This window comes from Streptomyces sp. NBC_01317 (assembly GCF_035961655.1).
Classification (GTDB): domain Bacteria; phylum Actinomycetota; class Actinomycetes; order Streptomycetales; family Streptomycetaceae; genus Streptomyces.
In genome coordinates this window covers 3282619-3303444 of the sequence record NZ_CP108393.1, presented here as the reverse complement: position 1 = coordinate 3303444, position 20826 = coordinate 3282619, and the positions used below count along the sequence as shown (strand labels likewise).

General features: G+C 72.8%; 17 protein-coding genes. 5 read left to right on the top strand and 12 right to left on the bottom strand.

The genetic code is table 11. The features are described 5' to 3' along the window. Positions 1-131: 131 nt before the first annotated feature. Positions 132-674: a DoxX family protein gene (locus tag OG349_RS13860; RefSeq protein ID WP_327234913.1), complete on the top strand. Its 543-nt coding sequence runs from the start codon at positions 132-134 to the stop codon at positions 672-674. On the opposite strand, the gene OG349_RS13855 is transcribed toward OG349_RS13860, so the two are convergent. Then, on the bottom strand, positions 581-844 hold the full coding sequence (locus OG349_RS13855) for a hypothetical protein (RefSeq protein ID WP_327234912.1): 264 nt from the start codon (positions 842-844) through the stop codon (positions 581-583). The genes OG349_RS13860 and OG349_RS13855 overlap by 94 nt on opposite strands. Next, positions 831-2198: a PspC domain-containing protein gene (locus OG349_RS13850; RefSeq protein WP_327234911.1), complete on the bottom strand. Its 1368-nt coding sequence runs from the start codon at positions 2196-2198 to the stop codon at positions 831-833. The genes OG349_RS13855 and OG349_RS13850 overlap by 14 nt, the downstream gene beginning before the upstream one ends. Positions 2199-2385: 187 nt before the next feature. Here OG349_RS13850 and OG349_RS13845 point away from each other — a divergent pair, with 187 nt between their 5' ends. Beyond that, positions 2386-3684 carry a PspC domain-containing protein gene (locus OG349_RS13845; RefSeq protein ID WP_327238569.1) on the top strand — a complete coding sequence of 433 codons (1299 nt, stop codon included), beginning with the start codon at positions 2386-2388 and terminating at the stop codon, positions 3682-3684. 94 nt (positions 3685-3778) lie between these two features. After that, positions 3779-4510, top strand: coding sequence for a response regulator transcription factor (locus tag OG349_RS13840; protein ID WP_327234910.1), 732 nt, complete (start codon positions 3779-3781; stop codon positions 4508-4510). A 32-nt stretch (positions 4511-4542) separates the two neighbouring features. Here the strand turns inward: OG349_RS13840 and OG349_RS13835 are convergent, their stop codons facing one another. The 6 genes from OG349_RS13835 to OG349_RS13810 all read right to left on the bottom strand — a co-directional run bounded on the left by OG349_RS13835 (position 4543) and on the right by OG349_RS13810 (position 10508). Further along, a complete protein-coding gene (locus OG349_RS13835; protein WP_327234909.1) occupies positions 4543-4908 on the bottom strand; it encodes a hypothetical protein in 366 nt (121 codons plus the stop codon). A gap of 213 nt (positions 4909-5121) precedes the next feature. After that, positions 5122-6219 (bottom strand): C40 family peptidase, encoded by a 1098-nt coding sequence (locus tag OG349_RS13830; RefSeq protein WP_327234908.1) that lies wholly within the window; start codon positions 6217-6219, stop codon positions 5122-5124. 267 nt (positions 6220-6486) lie between these two features. Then, positions 6487-7281: a helix-turn-helix domain-containing protein gene (locus OG349_RS13825; RefSeq protein WP_327234907.1), complete on the bottom strand. Its 795-nt coding sequence runs from the start codon at positions 7279-7281 to the stop codon at positions 6487-6489. A 15-nt stretch (positions 7282-7296) separates the two neighbouring features. Continuing rightward, positions 7297-8058: an ABC transporter permease gene (locus OG349_RS13820; RefSeq protein ID WP_327234906.1), complete on the bottom strand. Its 762-nt coding sequence runs from the start codon at positions 8056-8058 to the stop codon at positions 7297-7299. A gap of 9 nt (positions 8059-8067) precedes the next feature. Continuing rightward, positions 8068-8925: an ABC transporter ATP-binding protein gene (locus OG349_RS13815; protein WP_327234905.1), complete on the bottom strand. Its 858-nt coding sequence runs from the start codon at positions 8923-8925 to the stop codon at positions 8068-8070. A 122-nt stretch (positions 8926-9047) separates the two neighbouring features. Further along, complete coding sequence (locus OG349_RS13810; RefSeq protein WP_327234904.1) at positions 9048-10508, bottom strand: C40 family peptidase; 1461 nt, start codon at positions 10506-10508, stop codon at positions 9048-9050. Positions 10509-10779: 271 nt separating this feature from the next. On the opposite strand from OG349_RS13810, the gene OG349_RS13805 reads away from it, so the two are divergent. Beyond that, positions 10780-13305: an ATP-dependent DNA helicase gene (locus OG349_RS13805; RefSeq protein WP_327234903.1), complete on the top strand. Its 2526-nt coding sequence runs from the start codon at positions 10780-10782 to the stop codon at positions 13303-13305. Positions 13306-13380: 75 nt separating this feature from the next. Here OG349_RS13805 and OG349_RS13800 read toward each other — a convergent pair whose 3' ends face one another. Together OG349_RS13800 and OG349_RS13795 are read right to left on the bottom strand one after the other, a co-directional pair. Then, on the bottom strand, positions 13381-14955 hold the full coding sequence (locus OG349_RS13800; RefSeq protein WP_327234902.1) for a M23 family metallopeptidase: 1575 nt from the start codon (positions 14953-14955) through the stop codon (positions 13381-13383). Positions 14956-15215: 260 nt separating this feature from the next. Next, positions 15216-16088 carry an esterase/lipase family protein gene (locus OG349_RS13795; protein WP_327234901.1) on the bottom strand — a complete coding sequence of 291 codons (873 nt, stop codon included), beginning with the start codon at positions 16086-16088 and terminating at the stop codon, positions 15216-15218. Positions 16089-16258: 170 nt separating this feature from the next. On the opposite strand from OG349_RS13795, the gene OG349_RS13790 reads away from it, so the two are divergent. Beyond that, entirely contained in the window at positions 16259-16672 is a 414-nt protein-coding gene (locus tag OG349_RS13790; protein ID WP_327234900.1) for a cobalamin B12-binding domain-containing protein, read from the top strand. A 143-nt stretch (positions 16673-16815) separates the two neighbouring features. Here the strand turns inward: OG349_RS13790 and OG349_RS13785 are convergent, their stop codons facing one another. Both OG349_RS13785 and OG349_RS13780 read right to left on the bottom strand, forming a co-directional pair. Then, the gene (locus OG349_RS13785) at positions 16816-18603 is read right to left on the bottom strand and encodes a DUF5691 domain-containing protein (protein ID WP_327234899.1); all 1788 of its coding nucleotides are present in this window, start codon (positions 18601-18603) and stop codon (positions 16816-16818) included. Between the two features lie 815 nt (positions 18604-19418). Continuing rightward, positions 19419-20771, bottom strand: a complete 1353-nt coding sequence (locus tag OG349_RS13780; protein ID WP_327234898.1) for an SWIM zinc finger family protein — start codon at positions 20769-20771, stop codon at positions 19419-19421. Positions 20772-20826 lie beyond the last annotated feature (55 nt).

Below are 20826 nucleotides of genomic sequence, written 5' to 3'. Positions count from 1 at the left end.
GGCGCGGCGGTCTCCCTACGGTTTGTCCCTTTGATCGCTGAGTGCCGGGCGCGTCCTGTGCGTATGCATGTGCGAGGCGCGCACGGACATTCGTCCCTGCGGCGGCGGGACAGGGAGAGGCGGGACCGGCGATGGCACACAACTACCGGACAGAGAGCTACGGACGGATCGGCGGCATCGGCACGGGAGGCGGCGGTGACCGGCCGGGCGGCCTGAAGGAGCTGGCGACGCGCCACGCGCTGCTGCCCCTGAGGCTCTTCCTGGGCATCACCTTCCTCTACGCGGGCATCGACAAGCTCACCACCAGCGGCTTCTTCGCGGCGTCCGGGGCCGGTTCGGTCGGCGAGATGATGCACGGGGTACGGGACAGCGCGGCCGTACCGGCACTGGTCGACCTCGCCCTCAAGAGCCCCTCGGGATTCGGGTACGCGATCGCCCTCGGTGAACTCGCCGTGGGCCTGGGCACGCTGTTCGGCCTGTTCGGGCGGGTCGCCGCGCTCGGCGGTGCGTTCATCTCGCTGAGCCTGTGGCTGACCGTCAGCTGGCAGAGCACCCCGTACTACTACGGCAACGACCTCGCCTACCTCATGGCCTGGCTGCCGCTCGTGCTCGCCGGCACGCCCACCTTCTCGCTGGACGCCGTCCTCGCCGACCGCCGGCGCCGCATGCGGTAGTCGACCAGGGCCACCACCGCGGCCACGAAGAAGCCGCAGAAGAGGACGGGGAAGACCGCGAACCACGGGATCGGCCAGGCGCCCGCCGCGTCGCCCGCGTAGGCGACGGCCGCGCCGAGCACCGTCACGCCCGCCACCAGCCGTCCCGGCCTCAGCTCATGACGCGGCACGGGTCACCTCCACCTGTCCGAAACCGACATAGACGTCCAGCACGATCGTGCCGGCCGGGTCCGCGCCGGCCCGCGGCGCGAGCGTGCTGCTCTGTTTGTTGCCGAGGGAGATGTCCACGTCGTTCGGCGGCCGTCCCGGCAGCCTCAGGTCCCCGAGGCCCGCCTCGGCCCGTACCACCACCGTCGCCCCGCGCGGGACGACCACCTTCAACTGCCCGGCGCCGACCTCCGCGTGGGTACGGACCGTCCGCCCGGCCGGGACCGAGAGGCCGCCCAGATCGAGCGTGCCGACCCCGGAGCCGAGCTGGTAGCGGGGCTGCACGACGCTGTACGAGACCGGTGTCCAGGTCTCGCGGCCCCACTCCGTGGTGATGTCCTTGGGAATCGAGGCGGACGCGGCGAGCAGGCCGCCCGTGACCACCGCGAGGAACAGCGTGCCCAGGCCCGTACGGCCCAGGAACGCGCTCACCGCGAGCCCGGTCCCGAAGACCGCGAGCGCCGCCGACAGGCCGATCTGGAGGCTCGTACCGAGGGGCTGGGTGTCCCAGGACAGGCCCGTGCCGAGACCGCCCGCGACCAGCGCCAGCAGGAAGACCGCACCGCCGATGCCGCGCGGCCCAGGGGGACCGAGGGGGCGGGACGGGGCCGGGTCGTCCCGGCCCGGCCAGGGGGTCTCGGCCACGCCCTCCGGGCCCCACAGGTAGTCGCCGCCGACCGGACCCGTGGTGCCGTCCTTCACGATCGGGTCCCGCCACCAGGACGGACCGCCGGGCGAGGGCGGCGCCTTCGTCTCGGGCGGCGCCTCCGCCACCGTGTGCGCCGTCGCCGCGTCGAGCGGGCCGCCGGCGGGCGCGGCCCCCCGGCGCCGCCGGGACCAGACCGCCGAACCGGCGACCGCGATCGAGAGCATCGCCGCGAAGCCCAGCGTGCCCCCGTTGCCCACCATCGACAGGAACAGCCCGCAGCCGATCAGCGCGAGCAGCACCGCGATGAGGGAGGCGCCGTCGACCCGTCCTGACAGGAGCCTGCGGCCCTCGTTCTCGTCCTCGCCCTCCTGCGGGATCAGCAGCCACGCGAAGCCGTAGAAGATCAGACCGATACCACCGGTCACCGAGAGCACCCCGACGACGATCCGGAAGATGACCGGGTCGACGTCGCAGTACCGGCCGAGGCCCCCGCACACCCCGGCGAACACCTTCTGGCGCGGGCTGCGCGTCAGGTGCGGACCGGGCGCCGTGCCGGGGGACGCCGGGGAATCCGGGGACTCCGGGAATCCGGGAGACGCCGGAGAGCCCGGGGCGGACTCGGGAGGCGCGGCAGGCGCGGGAGGCGGCTGGGGCGGCGGCGGGGTCATAGCTCCATGGTGACCGCGCGCACGCCGTGCCTCCACCCGCTCCGACCCTGGCCTCTCCCTGATATTCGCGGCAGGGCTCTCCGCCGGGTACGGCTCGGGCCGCGTCCGGCCTCAGGGTCGGCTCAGGGTCCTGTCAGGGACCCGACCCTGATGCCAGGAGCCGCGCCGCCGTGTGACCATCAAAGGCATGCCGGCCGCCCCGCCCCGCTCAGCCCCGCCCTCGTATCCCCGCGCCCCCGCGCCGGAGGACCAGCCGACGCGCAAGCTCTACCGCAGCGCCGACGGCCGACTCCTCGGCGGGGTGGCCCGCGGGCTCGCCGGGCACATGGGGCTGCCGGTCGTGTGGGTACGGCTCGTCTTCCTCGGCCTCTTCTTCGCCCAGGGACTCGGCGTGCTGCTCTACGCGGTCTTCTGGATCGTCGTCCCGCTCGGCGTCGGCGGTACGGCGACCGAACCGCGCTCGCTCTTCGAGACCAGCCCCGACGGCCGGCGGCGGCTGCGCAAGCCCGACAAGGGGCAGGTCTTCGCGCTGGTCGCGCTGGTCATAGGCGCCGGGGTGTTCATCGGCAACGTCAACCTGGGCCGCAACCACGCCGACCGCTACATCTGGCCCACCCTGCTGATCGGCGCGGGCGTCGTCCTGGTCTGGCGCCAGGCCGACAACGCGCGCCGGGCGCGCTGGACCGAGGTCGGCCGCCGCCGCAGGCTGCTGCAACTGGCGCGCGGCTTCGCGGGCGTGGCCCTGGTCGGCCTCGGGCTGGCCGTCTTCATGGTGGTCAGGGGCGCGGCGGCCCAGCTCGGCAACGTCCTGACCGGCGCGATCGCCGTCGTGGCCGGGGTCGCGCTGCTCCTCGGGCCCTGGCTGGTCCGGATGACCCAGGACCTGTCCGAGGAACGGCTGATGAGGATCCGCGCCCAGGAGCGCGCCGAGGTCGCCGCACACGTGCACGACTCCGTCCTGCACACCCTCACGCTGATCCAGCGCAACGCGGACGAGCCCGGCGAGGTCCGCAGGCTCGCCCGCGCCCAGGAACGCGAGCTGCGCGCCTGGCTCTACAACCCGGAGGGCACGGGCAAGGAGGAGGCGGACGAACCGGCCACCCTCGCCGACGCGGTGAAGCGGACGGCGGCGGAGGTCGAGGACTACCACGGGGTCCCGATCGAGGTGGTCGTCGTCGGCGACTGCCCGCTGGACGACCGGCTGGCCGCGCAGATGCAGGCCGCGCGCGAGGCCATGGTCAACGCCGCCAAGTACGGGGGCGACGGCGGGGCGGTGCAGGTCTTCGCGGAGGTGGACGGGCGTACGGTCTTCCTCTCCGTACGGGACCGGGGGCCCGGGTTCGACCTGGACGCGGTGCCGGACGACCGGATGGGGGTACGGGAGTCGATCATCGGGCGGATGCAGCGGCACGGGGGGACGGCGCGGCTGCGGGCGGTACCGGACGGGGGCACGGAGGTCGAGCTGGAGATGGAGCGGGCGGACTGAGGACTGAGCGGACTGAGGGGGACACGCCCCGGCGGCGGGACCGTACCGTACGGACGAGGACACGAAGCAGGGCGACGGCGAGGGGACAGGGACGATGAGCAGCGAAGGCGTACAGGCCGAAGGCACCGCGGGGACGCCGGGGGGCCCGGCGGAGGGCGGCGGCGGGCGGCACGCGCGCGTGGTGCTCGTCGACGACCACCGGATGTTCCGTACCGGAGTCCGGGCCGAGATCGGCCGCACCGAACAGACCGGCGTCGAGGTGGTCGGCGAGGCGGCCGACGTCGACCAGGCGGTCGCCGTGATCACGGCGACCCGCCCCGAGGTCGTCCTGCTCGACGTCCACCTGCCGGGCGGCGGCGGCGTCGAGGTGCTGCGCCGCTGCGCGCCGCTGATGGCGGCGGCGGAGAGCCCGGTGCGGTTCCTGGCACTGTCGGTGTCGGACGCGGCGGAGGACGTCATCGGGGTGATCAGGGGCGGCGCCCGCGGCTATGTCACGAAGACGATCACCGGCGCCGACCTGGTCGACTCGATCTTCCGGGTGCAGGACGGCGACGCGGTCTTCTCGCCCCGGCTGGCCGGGTTCGTCCTGGACGCCTTCGCGTCCTCGGACGCGCCGCCGGTGGACGAGGACATGGACCGGCTGACGCAGCGGGAGCGGGAGGTGCTGCGGCTGATCGCGCGGGGGTACGCGTACAAGGAGATCGCGAAGCAGCTCTTCATCTCGGTGAAGACGGTCGAGTCGCACGTCTCGGCGGTCCTGCGCAAGCTCCAGTTGTCGAACCGGCACGAGCTGACGCGGTGGGCGACGGCGCGCCGGCTGGTCTGAGGACCGGCTGTCCGTACGCGGGTGTCCGCGGATCAGTCCGAGCACTGCCACTGGGTGACGTACGCGTGCCCCCGGGCGTCCAGCAGGACCCCGCGGATGCATTCGCCGGGCTCGGTGTCGAGGTGGCCGCTCAGCGCGGCGACCCCGTCGCGCGTGCGCCGCGTACCGAACCAGTCCGCGAACGCGGTGACGCGGTGGTCCTTGCGCTGGTAACCGAGGCGTACGGCGAGGCCGGGGCCGCCGTCGTGCTGGACGTACCGGGTGGTGAACCCGCCCTCGCCGCCGATCGGCCCCTCGATGCACAGGCGGCCCCCCGAGAGATCACCGCAGCCCCGGGGGGTGACGCCGACGGGCGCGAGGACGAAGAGCGCACCGGCGCCGAGAACCGTGGCCCGCACGGCGGCTCTCCGTCCTCGGCGTGTCACACGTATCACGGCTTCCCCTTCACGGGCTCACGGACCGGTTCACCGGCTCAGGGGCTCACGGACCGGTGGGCATCCGCGCTCATCGTGACCCGGGGGCGGGGGAGCGGCATCCCGGCGGGGGCCAGTCCGGCGACGGCGGGGTGGTCGGGGACGCGGTGAGTGCCGGTGAGTGCCTGGCGGGCCGCGCTACACGGGGCGGGTGGCGCCCGCGAACGGCATTTCGTCGATCGGGGCGATCCGGACGTTCGTGCCGGTCCGGGGGGCGTGGATCATCTTCCCGTCGCCGACGTAGATCCCGACGTGACTGATGCCCGAGTAGAAGAACACCAGGTCACCGGGGGCGAGCTGGGAGCGGGGGACACGCTGTCCCGCGTTGATCTGGGTGTACGTGGTCCGGGGGAGGGAGACGCCGGCCGCGGCCCAGGCGGCCTGGGTGAGCCCGGAGCAGTCGAAGGAGCCGGGGCCGGTGGCACCCCAGACGTACGGCTTGCCGATCGCCGCGTACGCGAAGGCGACGGCCGCGGCGGCGCGGCTGCTGGGCGCCTGCGAGGCGGGGCGGGAGGCGGAGCGGCCGGCACGGGTGAGGGCGCCGTCCGTCCGCGCGGCCCCGTACCGCACCTGCTGGTCCTGGGCCCCCGCCGACTCCTGCTCGGCGTACCGGGCGCGTTCCTGGGCGGTGAGCGTGTCCAGGAGGTCCTCGGCGGCGGTGAGGCGCTTCTGGACGGTGGTCTTCCGCGCGGCCACCTCGTTCTGACGGGCCTTGAGGTCCACGAGCCGGTCGTCGGCCCGGATCCGTAACTCCGCGATCGCCGCCAGTTCCTTGCGGATCCGCGTGACCGTCGAGGCCTGGTGCGCGGCGGTCCGTTCGGCGAGGGCGGCGGCCTGGAGGAACGTGTCCGGGTCCGAGCTGAGCGCGAGCTGCACCGTGGGGGTGAGGCCGCCGGCCCGGTACTGGGCGGTGGCGATCGAACCGAGCGCCGCGCGCGAGGTGTTGAGCCGCTCCGTCCGCCGCGTGGCCTCGTCGCGCAGCTCGTTCAGCGCGTCGCGGGCGTCGTCGGCCTTCTCCTTCGCCCCGTTGTACTTCTCGGTGGCGGCCTCGGCCTGCTCGTAGAGCCTGTCGACCTTCGACTTGACCTGAGCGGCCGTCAGGCGCGGTTCCGCGTGGGCGGATCCGGCCGCGGCTCCGGCCGTCGCCGTCGCGGCGCCCGCCAGGGCGAGAGTCGCGGCGGTACGGCCGGCGGGGCCGGTGAGCGGGCGCTGTTTGTGTTTCCGGTGCGCTGCCACGAGGGCGTCCACTTCCTTACTGGTCCAACATCGCACGTTTGGGGCCGTGCGGGCCGGGTGGCGGGGGGTCGGCCACCTGGAGAAGGACGCTAGGTGAAGGTCACGGCGCGGTGTCGGCATGGCGGGAATTGGCAGCGGGTGGACTTTTTGAAGCGTTTTATGTCCGTACGATCTGCCGCACGCGCCCCTTTTCCGATCAGGACCGGACGGAGCGGGTGGATCGGAGGGACCGGACAGATCAGGTGGAGCGGTCCGGTGTCGCGGCCTTCACGACGGCGGCAGTTGAATGGTGAGCCTGTCGGCAGGCACGTGCTCGATGCGGGTCCAGCCCCGCCAGCCGCGCTCCTCCAGGATCGCCAACAGCCGCGCGGCGCTCGGTGAGGACTCGACCACGGTCGCGTCCAGCAGGTCGGCGAACTGCTCGTCGACGGTGTTGTCGCCCCCCACCTCGCCGGCCTCCACCGCGCGAATCATCAGGCGCTCCATGAGGTCGGCGACCTCCACGACGCGCGGGTCGTCGGCCGGCCAGTCGAGCGCCCCGCTGAGAAGGCCGTAGAGCTTCACCATGTCGGGGTCGTCCAGCTCCTGGTGCTTCTTGGCGATCACGGAGTCGATCAGGTGCGGCACCTGCGCGGCGATCATGATCCAGGCGTCCCGCTCCTTCTCGATGTACCGCTCCTCGACGCCGAGACCCCGCACCCGGTCGAGGTAGTCCACGACGCTCCGCGGGAGCGCCAGGTGCTCCCCGGCGGCCAGCCGGGCGAGCCGGCCGCGGGTGTCCTTCAGCCGCCGGATCTCGGCGCGCAGATCCTTGTCGATCTCCCGCACGCCGTCGGCGAAGTCCTCCGGGCCGGCGTTGAGGAGTTCCTGCACCCTGGCCAGCGGCACGCCGGCATCGGCCAGGGTGCGGATCCGGATCAGCCGTACGACCGCGCCGGCGTCGTAGGTCCGGTAACCGGACCGGTCGCGTTCGGGCTCAGGCAGCAGGCCGATCCGGTGGTAGTGGCGTACGGCCCGCACCGTCACCCCGGCGTACGCCGCGAGCACGCTGATGGTGAGCATGGATCTCAGCCTGCCTCAGGCGATCTTCCGGCGATAGGCGGCCATCGCGAAGCCGTACGCCACGACCAGGATGCCGACGCACCAGAGGAGGGCGGTCCAGATGTCGTCGCCGACCGGCCGCTGGGCGAACAGGTCGCGGATCGTGTTGACGATCGACGTCACCGGCTGATGCTCGGCGAACCAGCGCACCGGCCCGGCCATGGTCTCCGTGGGCACGAACGCCGAGCTGATGAACGGCAGGAAGATGAGCGGGTAGGCGAACGCGCCCGCGCCCTCGACCGACACCGCGGAGAGGCCGGCGATCACGGCGATCCAGGTCAGCGCCAGGGTGAACAGGAACAGGATGCCGGCGACCGCGAGCCATTGCGGCACTCCGGCCCCCGTGCGGAAGCCCATGAGCAGCGCGACATCCACGACGATCACGAGCGAGATCAGGTTGGCGACCAGCGAGGTGAGGACGTGGGCCCACAGCACACCCGACCGTGCGATCGGCATGGACTGGAACCGCTCGAAGATTCCGCTCTTCATATCGGTGAAGAGCCGGTAGGCGGTGTACGAGATGCCTGACGCGATGGTGATCAGCAGGATGCCGGGCAGCAGGTAGGTCACGTACGAGACCGACCCGGTGTCGATCGCGCCGCCGAACACGTAGACGAACATCAGCATCATGGCGACCGGCGTGATGACGGTCGTGATGACGGTGTCGACGCTGCGGGTGACATGGCGCAGGGTCCGCCCCGTGAGAACGGCGGTGTCGACGAAGAAGTACGCGGTCATTTCTGCCCCCTAGCCGTTCGTGCCGACGGCGTCGCTCTTGTCGCCGGTCTTGTTCTCGTGCCTGTTCTCGTCCTTGGTGCCGTCCTTGTTGTCGTCCTTGCTGTCGCCGCCGATCAGCGCGAGGAAGATCTCCTCCAGGGTCGGCTGCTTCTCGACGTACTCGACGGTGGCGGGCGGGAAGAGCCGCTTGAGCTCGGCGAGGGTGCCGTGCACGATGATCCGCCCCTGGTGGAGGATCGCGATCCGATCGGCCAACTGCTCGGCCTCCTCCAGATACTGCGTGGTGAGCAGCACCGTCGTGCCCTGGCCGGCGAGTTCCCTGACCGCGTCCCACACCTCGACGCGCGCCTCGGGATCGAGCCCGGCCGTCGGCTCGTCCAGGAAGATCACCGACGGATTCCCGATGAGGCTCATCGCGATGTCCAGCCGGCGGCGCATCCCACCCGAGTACGTGGACACCTTCCGCGCGCCGGCGTCCGTCAGCGAGAAACGCCTCAGCAGGCCGTCCGCGATCGTGCCCGGGTCCTTGAGGTGGCGCAGCCGGGCGACGAGGACGAGGTTCTCCCGACCGCTGAGGATCTCGTCGACGGCCGCGAACTGCCCGGTGAGACTGATGGACTCCCGTACACGCGCCGGTTGTACGGCGACGTCGAAGCCATGGACGTCGGCCGTCCCCGCGTCGGCCTTGAGGAGCGTGGCGAGGATTCTCACGGTCGTGGTCTTGCCCGCCCCGTTGGAGCCGAGCAGGGCGAAGATGGTGCCCCGCGCCACGTCGAAGTCCACGCCGCGCAGCACGTCGAGTGCCCCGTACGACTTCTCCAGACCCCGCACGCGAATCGCCGGAGCGGCGATCGATCGGCTTGCCATGGTCATCTGCCTCCTTCGAGGAGCTTCCGCTCGACTGTGCGGAAGCTCCTGCCGGAAGGATGGAGGGTTGACCCCGCGTCAAGGTCAAGCCCGCGCCGGCCACGGCATCCCGGCGGGCTCCGTCAGGCGGGGCGGACGCTGCCGTGGATGGGCAGGTAGTAGATCGACTCCTCGCGGACGTTCGCGCCCGGCTCGGGGGCGTGGATCATCATGCCGTCGCCGGTGTAGATCCCGACGTGGCTGATGTCGTCGTAGAAGAAGACCAGGTCGCCGGGGAGCAGGTCCTGGGTGGTGATGTTCGTGCCCGCGCCGACCTGTTCCCAGGTGGTACGGGGCAGGTCCACGCCCGCGACCCGCCAGGCGGTCTGGGTCAGGCCGGTGCTGTCGTACGAACTGGGGCCGGTGGCGCCGGACACGTACGGCTTCCCGATCTGTGCGCGCGCGAACGCCAGGACCTTCGCGGCCTTGGTGGCGTACGTGCTGTCGGGCGCGGGGGCGGGGGTGGTGACGAAGGGCGTGGTGAGGGTGACGGGGTCGGGCTGCGCGGGGACGGCCGACAGGAGCGGGGCGAGAGGGGCGAGGGGCGGCTGGAGGGTCTGCGCCTGAGCTTCCAGGAGCTGCTGCGCCTGCGCCTGCTGGGCCAGTGCCTGGTCCAGGGCCTCCTGCGCCTCCGCGCGGGCCTGTGCGTCCAGCTGGGCCTGGGCCGCCCGGGCCTGGGCCTGGGCCTCGGCTTCCGCCTGGGCCTGGGCCTGGGCCTGCTGGGCTTGCGCCTCCAACTGCTGGGCCAGCTGTGCCTGTGCCTGCTGTTCCTCGCGGAGGCGTGCCGCCTCCTCCTGGGCCCGTACGTCCGCCAGGCGCCGCGCCTCCTCGTCCTGCGCGCGCTCCAGCGCGGCCAGCCGGGCCGTCTCCTCCTGGACCAGCCGCGACAGCAGCGCCCGGGCCGTGACCAGCTTCTCCTGGACGGTCAGCTTCTTGAGGCGCAGCGCCGCCTGCGGCTCGGCGCCCTGCGCGCGGGACGGTACGGGTGCCTGCGCCGGTACGGCCCGGGGCGCCCGCGTCGGCTGCGGCGGGACGAGCTGCGGCGGGACGAGTTGTTGCGGTACGGGCTGCTGCGGTACGAGCCGGGTCGGCGCCGGCCGGACCGGCGCGGGGCGGGGGACCTGGGGGCCGTCGGCGTACGTCATCGCCGCGGCAGGCCGTATCGCGTCCCCCTGGCGGGGCGCCGCGCGGCGCGGCTGCTGACGCGGCACCGCCTGCGCGGCCCGCGTCTCCCCGGTGGTCTCCGCCGCCGCTTCCTTGGACCTGGCGGCCCTGTCGGGCTTCGCGGTCTTCGCGGTCTTCGCGGGCTCCTTGGCCTGCTCGTACTGCCGCGTCGTACTGCCGGCCTGCCGGTACAGCGCGTCGACCTTCTTCTGCACGTCCTCCACGGACGGCTGCGACACGGCGGAGGGCGCGGCATCGGCGCTCTGGGCCGAGAGGAGCGTGACAGAGGCCAGCGCTGCCGTGGTGAGCCCGACGGCGGGGGAGGTGGAACGGACTCCGCCGGTGCCGCGGGACTTGCGATGCGATGCCAAGATCGGCATTCCTTCCGGTGGACCGCAGAGGGACGTGCGGATGCCTGGTCAAACACGCTAGCCAAAGTGTGGCGCTCATGTGAAGGACGATGGCCGATATGCCCGATACATTTTCGTGACCTTTGCGACGGCGACCGCATGAACCGCGTTCGAGTCGCTTTTCGGGAAGTGTACGATTACTTTCGGTGACTGTTCGACGGTGGTCGTCCGACCACCGGGCGCGGCCGGGTTCCCGAGGCGGACGCGGACTGTCAGTGCGGCGCTCTAGACTCAAAGAGCGATGAGCAGCCTCTTTGACGACAGCTTCCTGGCGGACCTCCAGCCCTCCGGGGACGAGCATCCGCCACCGCCCGAGGACCAGGACCGGCAGCCGCCGGAGCCGATCCCCGACGACCTCTTCGGAGGTGTATTCGACGTGCCACCGCCCCGCGACCCGTACCACCGTGACGGCGCCCCGCGCACGGTCGTGGACCCGGCCACGCTGCTCGAAGGGCTCAACGAGGAACAGCGCGCGGCCGTCGTGCACACCGGTTCCCCGCTGCTCATCGTGGCCGGCGCGGGATCGGGCAAGACCCGGGTCCTGACCCACCGGATCGCGCACCTGCTGGGCACCCGCAGCGTGCACCCCGGCGAGATACTGGCCATCACGTTCACGAACAAGGCCGCGGGCGAGATGAAGGAGCGGGTCGAGCAGCTCGTCGGCCCGCGCGCGCGGGCCATGTGGGTGCTGACCTTCCACAGCGCGTGTGTACGGATCCTGCGGCGCGAGTCCAAGAAGCTCGGGTTCACGTCGTCCTTCTCGATCTACGACGCCGCCGACTCCAAGCGCTTGATGGCCCTGGTCTGCCGTGATCTGGACCTGGACCCCAAGCGGCACCCCCCGAAGGCGTTCAGCGCCCAGGTCTCGAACCTCAAGAACGAGCTGATCGACGAGGAGACCTACGCCGACCGGGCCGCCGACGGTTTCGAGAAGACGCTCGCCGAGGCCTACCGGATGTACCAGTCGCGCCTGCGCGAGGCCAACGCGCTGGACTTTGACGACATCATCATGACCACCGTCCACCTGCTCCAGGCGTTCCCGGACGTGGCCGAGCACTACCGGCGGCGCTTCCGGCACGTCCTGGTGGACGAGTACCAGGACACGAACCACGCGCAGTACACCCTCGTACGGGAGCTGGTGGGCCCCTCCGGCGAGGGCAGCGACCCGGCCGAGCTGTGTGTGGTCGGTGACGCCGACCAGTCCATCTACGCCTTCCGGGGCGCCACGATCCGTAACATCCTCCAGTTCGAGGAGGACTACCCGGACGCGAAGACGATCCTGCTGGAGCAGAACTACCGCTCGACGCAGACGATCCTCAGCGCGGCCAACGCGGTCATCGAGCGCAACGAGAGCCGCCGGCCCAAGAACCTGTGGACCAACGCGGGCGCGGGCGCCCTGATCACGGGTTATGTCGCCGACACCGAGCACGACGAGGCGCAGTTCGTCGCCGAGGAGATCGACCGGCTGACGGACGCCGGCGACACCAAGGCGGGCGACGTCGCGATCTTCTACCGTACGAACGCGCAGTCGCGTGTCTTCGAGGAGATCTTCATCCGGGTCGGCCTGCCGTACAAGGTCGTCGGCGGAGTGCGGTTCTACGAGCGCAAGGAGGTCCGCGACGTGCTGGCCTATCTGCGCGTGCTGGCCAACCCCGAGGACACGGTGCCGCTGCGCCGGATTCTCAACGTGCCCAAGCGCGGCATCGGGGACCGCGCGGAGGCGATGATCGACGCGCTCTCGCTGCGGGAGAAGATCACCTTCCCGCAGGCGCTGCGGCGCGTGGACGAGGCGTACGGCATGGCGGCCCGCTCGTCGAACGCGGTGAAGCGCTTCAACACGCTGATGGAGGAGCTGCGTACGGTCGTGGAGTCCGGCGCGGGACCCGCGACGGTCCTGGAGGCCGTGCTCGAACGGACCGGCTATCTGGCGGAGTTGCAGGCCTCGACCGACCCCCAGGACGAGACCCGGATCGAGAACTTGCAGGAACTGGCCGCGGTGGCCCTGGAGTTCGAACAGGAGCGGGCGCAGGCCGAAGGGGCCGCTGCGGCGGACGCGGCGGCCGGTGACGGGACGGGCGGTGACGCGCCTGGTGGTGTGCCCGCCGCCGCCACGACCGGCACGCTCGCCGAGTTCCTGGAGCGGGTGGCGCTGGTCGCGGACTCCGACCAGATCCCCGACGAGGACGTGGACGGCTCCGGTGTCATCACGCTGATGACGCTGCACACGGCCAAGGGCCTCGAATTCCCCGTGGTGTTCCTGACGGGCCTGGAGGACGGCGTCTTCCCGCACATGCGGGCCCTCGGCCAGGTGAAGGAGCTGGAGGAGGAGCGCCGCCTCGCGTACGTGGGCATCACGCGTGCCCGCGAGCGGCTCTACCTGACCCGGTCCGCCATGCGGAGCGCCTGGGGGCAGCCCGCGTACAACCCGCCGTCGCGGTTCCTGGAGGAGATCCCGGGACACCACCTGGAGTGGAAGCGGACGGGCGCGCAGATCCCGGCGGGCCCGACGTCCGGGATCACGTCCTCGCTGTCGTCCGGCGGCGCGCGCTCGCGGTCCGGCGGCGCGTCCGGCTTCGCCACGCGGCGTACGGCCGACAAGCCGGTGATCGCACTGGTGGTGGGGGACCGGGTGACGCACGACCAGTTCGGGCTCGGCACGGTCATGGCGGTCACGGGGACGGGCGCGGACGCGCAGGCGACGGTCGACTTCGGGGACGAGAAGCCCAAGAGGCTGCTGCTGCGGTACGCGCCGGTCGAGAAGCTGTAGCGGGCGGTACGCACGGGGCGAGCCCCGGCCCGACCCCGTCGGGGCCGGGCCGGGGCTCGCCCGCCGCTGTGTGCTCTACTGCGGGCTGAGGCCGTGGCTCTGGAGCCAGGGCAGCGGGTTGATCGCCGCGCCGCCGCCGGGCCGTACCTCGAAGTGCAGGTGGGGGCCGGTGGAGTTGCCCGAGTTCCCCGAGTAGGCGATGACGTCGCCCGCCTTGACGGTGCCGGAGCGGAACTTCGTACTGCTGAGATGGCAGTACCACGTCTCCGTACCGTCGGGAGAGGTCACGATGGCCATGTTCCCGTAGGCCGAGTTGTACTGCGTGCGGACGGTGCCGTCCGTCGCGGCCATCACCGGCGTGCCGTACGCGACGGGGAAGTCGATCCCGGTGTGCACGGACATCCAGTTGACGCCGGCCTGGCCGAAGTAGGCGCTCAGTCCGTGCTGCGACACGGGGAGGGCGAACTTGGGGCGCGCCGCTTCCTTGCGCGCCGCTTCCTCCAGGCGTTTCTGCTTCTCCGCCTCCTGCCGGGCCGCGAGGTCGATGCGCTCCTGTGTACGGCTGGCGCGGTCGCCGAAGTCGCGGGCGTCGGCGCTCATGGCCGTGACCTGGCTGTCGACCCGCGCGTTGGCGGCGGCGATCTTCTTCGCGGAGCTGACGTCGGCGGCCTGGGTGGCGACCGTGTTGTCCTGCTTCTCCTCACCGGCGAGGTCGCCGACGGAGGCGGCGGCGATGCCCGCGACGCCCATGACACAGGCGGAGGGGACGGCGACGGTGAGGAGGGCGGAGCGCTTGGCGGGGGTACGGCGGCGGCCCCGGCTGCCGTTGCCGCCGCTCGTGGAGCGGCTGACCGGGCGCGGGGTGAGGACGATCGCGGGCGCGGTCATGGTTTCTTCCATGTGCACGCTGTGCGGGGCGGGTACGGGCTCCGCGAGCGGATCGCTGTCGTCCGCCACGCCGTCCCCGGCGTCGTCCTGGAAGCCCTGGTCCGTCAGAGTCAGATCGGTGTGGGCGTCCTGCGTGTCGGGGTCGGGGCTGTACGGCGTGTCGTGGCCGTACCCGGCGTCCGCCTCGTACGCGGTCCCGGGCCGGTAGTGCTCCTCGGGCTGCTGGTACGGCGTTCCGTCCTGGTACGCGGCCTGCTGGTACGGGACTTCCTGCCCGTTCCACGCCGTGGCGTCGTACGCGCCGGTCTCGTACACGGGTGCCACCCACTGGGCGGTCGCGTCGTACCCGTAGGGCTGACCGGCCTGCAAGGCGCTGACGTCGAACTGCGCCGTCGCGGGGTGGCCCTGGGGGTCGTAACCGAAGGTCCCGGTCGTTGCGGTGGTGAACTGCCCCGACGTGTCGACCGGGTTCAGGGGGTCCTGCCGGGTCAGCGGATCCGCCTGGTTCCAGGCGTCCGCGTCCCACTGTCCCGTGGTGTCGTACTGCGGCGCCGCGTAGCCGTCGTACGTGACCGTGCCGACTCCGGCCGTACCGACCGCCTGGTGCGCACCCGAGTCCCACTGGGCGCTGTCGTACTCGCCGGTGGCCTGGGGGGTTTCGTAACCGCCCGGCAGGTTGCCGAAGAGAGGGTCGGTCTGGAAGCTGCCGTTCTGGTACCCGTCGTGCGTGGTGTACCCGGCGTTGGTGTGCTGGTCGTTCACCAACTTCTCTCTCGCCTCGGCAGCAGAACCTTCCGGGGGCCGACCCTGATGGTGGGTGGGAACCCCGGAGCAAAGCAATGGCCGCGACTGTACCCGGCGCTGTGCGACGCCGACAATCTTCGGCAAGTTTTAGGTTTCGCGGAAACGGGCATTCGGCCGTGTTTCGGGGGAGGGCGGGCACAGCTTTGGCCCTACGTTCGAGGGGTGTTCGAGAAAAATGGGGAAGGTGGCGGCCTCCGGACCGCGACACCGCTTGCCGCCTAGGCGACGGACGAGTCGCCGTCCTGGCCGCCGGACGCCCGGGTGTCCGCGGCCCCCGCTTCGAACTCCTCGGACTCCAGGGCGTGTCGGACACCGGACACGACCGCCGGGTGGACGGGCAGGGCGAGATGGCCGACGCCGGTGACGCGGACGTTCCGGCTGAGGAGGTCGGGATGGGCGACGCGGGCCGCGCCGATCGGGGTCATCAGCTGGTCGAGGTCGCTCCAGAAGCTGACGAACCGGGTACGGCAGCCGGGCGCCGGGCGCCGCAGCTCCTCGATGAGGGGCGAGCCGGGCCGCATCTGCCGTACGACGGGGTGGGCGCTCATGAGGGGCGCCACGGCCGTGCCCTCGTGCGGGGTGCCCAGGGTGACCAGCGTCCGTATCCGGGTGTCGCCGCCCAGACACTGTACGTAGTAGCGGGCGATCAGGCCGCCGAGGCTGTGTCCGATGATGTCGACCTGGGCGTGCCCCGTGCGGGCGCAGATCTCCTCGACGTGCCGGCCGAGCAGCTCGGCGGCGGCCCGGACGTCGCAGGTCAGCGGCGAGTAGTTGAGCGAGACGAGGTGGCGCCAGCCGTGCCGGGAGAGGGAGCGGCGCAGGAGGAGGAAGACCGAGCGGTTGTCGATGAAGCCGTGCAGCATCACGACGGGGGGCCGTGAGCGGCCCTCGGTGGGGAGCCGGGCGGTCCCGGGCGTCAGGTCGGGGGCGCGGCGCTCCTGGGCGATTCCGGTCGGGTAGAGGATCAGGTGGCCGGTGAGGATGGCCAGGTCGAGGGTGAGGGCCCGCAGCAAGGGCTGGAAGGGGATCTGCGGCAGTGACCGGAGCGGCCCCAGCGGCCCGAGCGGCACGGAGAAGGGCAACACCCTCATTGACAGACCTCCCGGACGACGCGCGGGGCCCCACGTGTGATTTCCCCCTCGCGGGCCTTCGCGAAACAGCCGGGTGCGGGATGCTGGGGATAACGTTCGTTCACTACTCCGGGCCCGGGCGGGCGCGGGGACCCGTGCCAACGACGGCACAGTCGGTTGTGGAGGCAGTGATGGGTGTGACCGGTCCGATCCGCGTGGTGGTGGCCAAGCCGGGTCTCGACGGGCACGATCGCGGGGCCAAGGTGATCGCGCGTGCGCTGCGTGACGCCGGGATGGAAGTCATCTACACCGGTCTCCACCAGACCCCCGAACAGATCGTGGACACGGCGATCCAGGAGGACGCCGACGCGATCGGCCTGTCCATCCTCTCGGGCGCCCACAACACCCTCTTCGCGAAGGTCATCGACCTGCTCGGCGAACGGGACGCACTGGACATCAAGGTCTTCGGCGGCGGCATCATCCCGGAGGCGGACATCGCCCCCCTGAAGGAGAAGGGCGTGGCGGAGATCTTCACCCCGGGCGCGACCACCACGGCGATCGTGGACTGGGTCAACGCGAATGTCCGCCGGCCGACGGGGGCGTGACGCCCTGTCGGGCGGGGGTACGGGTCCCGGCGGCCCGGCGGCCCGGTGACGGGACGCCGGTCGTGGCGGTCGGCGACAGGGGCCCGGTGGCCGGCCGTGGCGGCCCGGTGATCCGCAGGCCGGTCGGGGAGTGGCCGGGCGTCTCAGCCGCCCGGCGCCGCGACGGTGGGGTCCTCCGGGTCCGTGGGGGAGCCCGCGGGCCGGGTAGTGGCCGGGGGTGGTGCCAGCTCCGTTTGCATCGTGGCGCGCAGGCGCAGCGTCGAGACCAGGCGTTGGAACGCCTCGGACCAGTAGCCGCCGGCCCCCGGGGACGCGGACTCCGTTTCGTCCGGGGTGGCCGTGAGCAGTTCCAGACGGCTTGCCTCGGACGGGTCCAGGCAGCGTTCGGCCAGCCCCATGACCCCGCTGAAACTCCACGGGTAGCTTCCCGCCTCCCGGGCTATGTCCAGCGCGTCGACCACCGCGCGGCCGAGCGGGTCCGCCCAGGGCACCGCGCAGACGCCCAGCAGCTGGAACGCCTCCGACAGGCCGTGCGCGGCGATGAACGCCGCGACCCACTCCGCCCGCTCCCCGGGCTCCAACGCGGCCAGCAACTTGGCCCGCTCCGCGAAGGACGACGTACCGGGGCCGGTCGCCGGCGGGGCGGAAGGCGGGCCGAGGAGCACCCGGGACCAGTGGGCGTCACGCTGGCGGACGGCGGCCCGGCACCAGGCCGCGTGCAGTTCGTCCCGCCAGCCGTCCTGCACGGCGAGCGTGACGATCTCTTCCGGCGGCCGGCCCCCCAGCCGCTCCGGCCAGACGGCGAGCGGGGCCGCCTCGACCAACTGGCCCAGCCACCAGGACCGTTCACCCCGGCCGGCCGGGGGCACGGCCACCACGCCGTCCCGCTGCATGTCCGCGTCGCATTCGTGCGGCGCCTCTACGGCGATCGTCGGCCCGTCCCCCGTACGGTCCAGGCTCACGCAGGTCGCCGCCCGCGCCGCCATCCGGCCCGCGAGCGCGGAGTGGGGGAGGGCGGAGAGCAGTTCGGCCGCGGTGGAGCGGACGTTGCGGCTGCGGTCCGACAGCGCCTGCTCCAGGAACGGCTCGTCCACCCCCGACAACCCCGTACGCAGCGAGTCGAGGAACATCAGCCGGTCCTCGGCCCGTTCGGTCGACCACGTCGAGCCCAGCAACTCCAGCGCCGCCTCGGACCCCGCCGCCCGTACGGCTCCGAGCAGGGTGACGCGCTCCACGAACAGGCCCTCCTGCCAGAGCGCCCTGACGGCCTCCGCGTCGCGAACGTCGGGCAGCGCCGAGCCGCCGGGCGCGCCCCGCAGGGCGAACTTCCAGTCCGGATTGAGCCGCGCCAGCCAGAGCCCGCGCGGCCCGGCGAACGTGAGGGCGCCCGGCCGCAGATCGGTTCGGGCCCGCGCCGCGTCGAGCAGCGCGGGCAGTACGGAGGCGGGCGCCCGGTAGTCGTACGTGCCCGCCGTGGCCAGCCACTGGGGCAGCAGCTCGGTGAGGTCCGGCGCCGTACCGCGCCGGCCTCCCGCGCCGGCGGGCGCCGCCCGGTCGGCGAGCAACTGGACCAGCCGCTGCCGGGCCGGCTCGGGCAACGGCCTGCGGGTGTCCCGGGGCGCCGGCTCGGGACGCGCCGCCGCACGCGCGGGAAGCAGCCCCGCCCGACGGCGGACGGTGTGGAAGGCGGCGGAGTCCAGCAGCGCGGCGGGCGCGTCCTTGCCGGACGCCAGGATCCCGGCGGGCGGGGTGCGGCGGTCCGTACCGAGCAGCGCCGAGACGACGAGGTCCTCCCACGACGTGCCGTGCGCATCGGGGACAGCCGAACCCGCCCCGCCGGGAGCGGTGTCCGTGCGGTCGGAAGCGGCGCTGTGCGTACGGTCCGAGGTGGCGGAGTTCGTACGGTCCGAGGTGGCGGCGGTGTCGGTCATCGGGTTCTCCATCGGGTCCTCCGAACGGGCTTGGCGAGAAGGGACGGTGGCGGATGGGGTGAGGTGAGAGGGGCGAGGTGGATGGGATGGCTTGAGCGGGTCGGGGTGGGTATCGGCCGGGTGAGGCGCGGCGGAAGCCGTGGAGCGGGGGCGAGGAGCCCGTACGGCAGGAAGTGGTGGCGCGGGACACGAGGAGCCCGTGCGGCAGCGAACGGTGGCGCGGGACGCGAGGAGCCCGTACGGCAGGAAGTGGTGGCGCGGGACACGAGAGCCGGTACGGCAGCGAACGGTGGCGCGGGACGCGAGGAGCCCGTGCGGCGGGAAGTGGTGGCGCGGGACGCGAGAGCCGGTACGGCAGCGAACGGTGGCGCGGGACGTGAGGAGCCGGTGCGGTGGGAAGTGGTGGCGCGGGACGCGAGGAGCCCGTACGCCAGGAGGTCGTGGCGGGGGCCGCAGAGACACCCGTACCGCCGGAAGCCGTGGCGCGGTGTGCGGGGCCGCAGGTCCGCCGGCGAAACGTGGCGTGGGACACGACCCCCGTGAGACCGGCCGGTGGAGGCGGGGTCGGACACGGGGACGCGGCGGGGGAGGTGGCGGGGGCGTCCACGGCGTCCGCCGTCAGCGCCGTGCCGCTGTGCGCGTGCGGCTCGGCCGGGGCGGGCAGCACCGCCGGACGCCGTCACGTTCCCCCGCGCGGCCACGCGCACCCGCGCCCCGTCCTGCCCGGTGGCCCCGTCCCGCGCCGGTCACGTGAGCGCCGCTGTCCCCATCCCCATCCCCATCCCCGTCGCCTCCGGCGACCACGGCCCGCGCGGTCACGTCAGCGCCACCGTCCCCGTCGCCTCCGGCGACCACGCCGCCAGGGGATGGAACCCCCGGTGCCCGCACTCCCCGAAGACCGTGACGGGACCGCCCCCGGAGAGCGCGGCCAGCTTCCACAGCCCCGGCCGTGAGAGCACGGACGCAGCCAGGGGCAGCGCCCCTTCGCCGTCCGCGTCGGCCACCTGCCAGCCGCCGCCCGCGTCCGGGACAGGGACGGGTATGACATCGGCCAGCGTCACCGGCCACGACTCCAGCCAGGGGTCGTCCCGCAGCGCCGAGCCGTACGCCGCCAGCGCGTCGGACGTCGACCCGCCGGGCGGCGGCCCGTCCACCGGCGAGGGCGCGCCGAACTGCTCGCCCCAGTCGGCGCGCAGCTGACCCCCGCCCCCGTGCGGCGTGACCTCCGCGTCGAGCACCGCGCCCACCGGCAGGGACAGCTGCGGAGACCTGCCCGCCGCCCCGAAGGACAGCACCAGCGCCCAGCGGCCCGAGCCCCGGCCGTGGAGCCAGAGGCGGCGGGTGACGACCTTGCCGTCCGAGGTGTCGTACTGCGCCAGGACCAGCCAGTGGTCCCGCACCGGCGCACCGGACGACGGCGACGGGAGACCGATCCGGGTACGGACCGTCGTCGCCAGCGGCTCCGGCACCCCGTCGAGCCCCAGCCAGCCCGCGTTCAGCAGGTGAAGCAGCGACGACTCCTCCAGCAGCCGCGCCGGCCAGCCGGGACCCGAGCCCGGTATCGCGCCCAACTCCCGCACCCGGCCCGCCAGACCGGGCGCCTGCGCGTCGACCATCCGGGCCGCCGTCTCCTCCCACAGCCCGTACCCCGCCTGCTCCGCCGAGGCGAGACCGCCCCGCAGCAGATCCGCCAGCCGCTGCTCCAACTCCACCGCCCCCGCCGTGATCCGCCCCGCCCGGCGCTCCGCCCTGCGCCGCGCCGCCTCCGGATCGGCGGCCCGCGCCGCCCCGCCCCCGGCAGGGCCGCCCTCGCCGCCGCTCCGCTTCCCCCGCGCGTCGAGCCACTCCCGCGCCCAGTCCGGCGCCTCGGCCTCCCCCACGGCCGTCTCGTCCGCCGCCCGGAGCAGCAGCAGCCCGAGCGCGTGCTTGCACGGGAACTTCCTGCTCGGGCAACTGCACTTGTACGCGGGACCCGTGGTGTCCACCACCGTCCGGTACGGCTTGCTGCCGCTGCCCTTGCACAGGCCCCACACCGCCCCCGCGGCGCTGCTCCCCGCCTCCGACCACGGCCCGGCCGTGCCCAGCTTGTTGCCCGCCTTGCGTGATGAGTCGTCAGGAGCCAGAGCCAGCACCTGTTCCGTCGTCCAGCGCACCCCCGCTTTATTCATGTGTACGACGGTAGAACCCCCCACTGACAATCCGTCTGACCAGCGGATTCGCAAG

Excerpts from the sequence above, each read along its gene's own strand:
- OG349_RS13825 (WP_327234907.1), bottom strand. The coding sequence starts at position 7,281 with ATGCTCACCATCAGCGTGCTCGCGGCGTACGCCGGGGTGACGGTGCGG.
- OG349_RS13795 (WP_327234901.1), bottom strand. The coding sequence starts at position 16,088 with ATGAGGGTGTTGCCCTTCTCCGTGCCGCTCGGGCCGCTGGGGCCGCTC.
- OG349_RS13785 (WP_327234899.1), bottom strand. The coding sequence starts at position 18,603 with ATGACCGACACCGCCGCCACCTCGGACCGTACGAACTCCGCCACCTCG.
- OG349_RS13810 (WP_327234904.1), bottom strand. The coding sequence starts at position 10,508 with ATGCCGATCTTGGCATCGCATCGCAAGTCCCGCGGCACCGGCGGAGTC.
- OG349_RS13805 (WP_327234903.1), top strand. The coding sequence starts at position 10,780 with ATGAGCAGCCTCTTTGACGACAGCTTCCTGGCGGACCTCCAGCCCTCC.
- OG349_RS13845 (WP_327238569.1), top strand. The coding sequence starts at position 2,386 with ATGCCGGCCGCCCCGCCCCGCTCAGCCCCGCCCTCGTATCCCCGCGCC.
- OG349_RS13815 (WP_327234905.1), bottom strand. The coding sequence starts at position 8,925 with ATGGCAAGCCGATCGATCGCCGCTCCGGCGATTCGCGTGCGGGGTCTG.
- OG349_RS13820 (WP_327234906.1), bottom strand. The coding sequence starts at position 8,058 with ATGACCGCGTACTTCTTCGTCGACACCGCCGTTCTCACGGGGCGGACC.
- OG349_RS13780 (WP_327234898.1), bottom strand. The coding sequence starts at position 20,771 with ATGAATAAAGCGGGGGTGCGCTGGACGACGGAACAGGTGCTGGCTCTG.
- OG349_RS13790 (WP_327234900.1), top strand. The coding sequence starts at position 16,259 with ATGGGTGTGACCGGTCCGATCCGCGTGGTGGTGGCCAAGCCGGGTCTC.
- OG349_RS13840 (WP_327234910.1), top strand. The coding sequence starts at position 3,779 with ATGAGCAGCGAAGGCGTACAGGCCGAAGGCACCGCGGGGACGCCGGGG.
- OG349_RS13860 (WP_327234913.1), top strand. The coding sequence starts at position 132 with ATGGCACACAACTACCGGACAGAGAGCTACGGACGGATCGGCGGCATC.
- OG349_RS13850 (WP_327234911.1), bottom strand. The coding sequence starts at position 2,198 with ATGACCCCGCCGCCGCCCCAGCCGCCTCCCGCGCCTGCCGCGCCTCCC.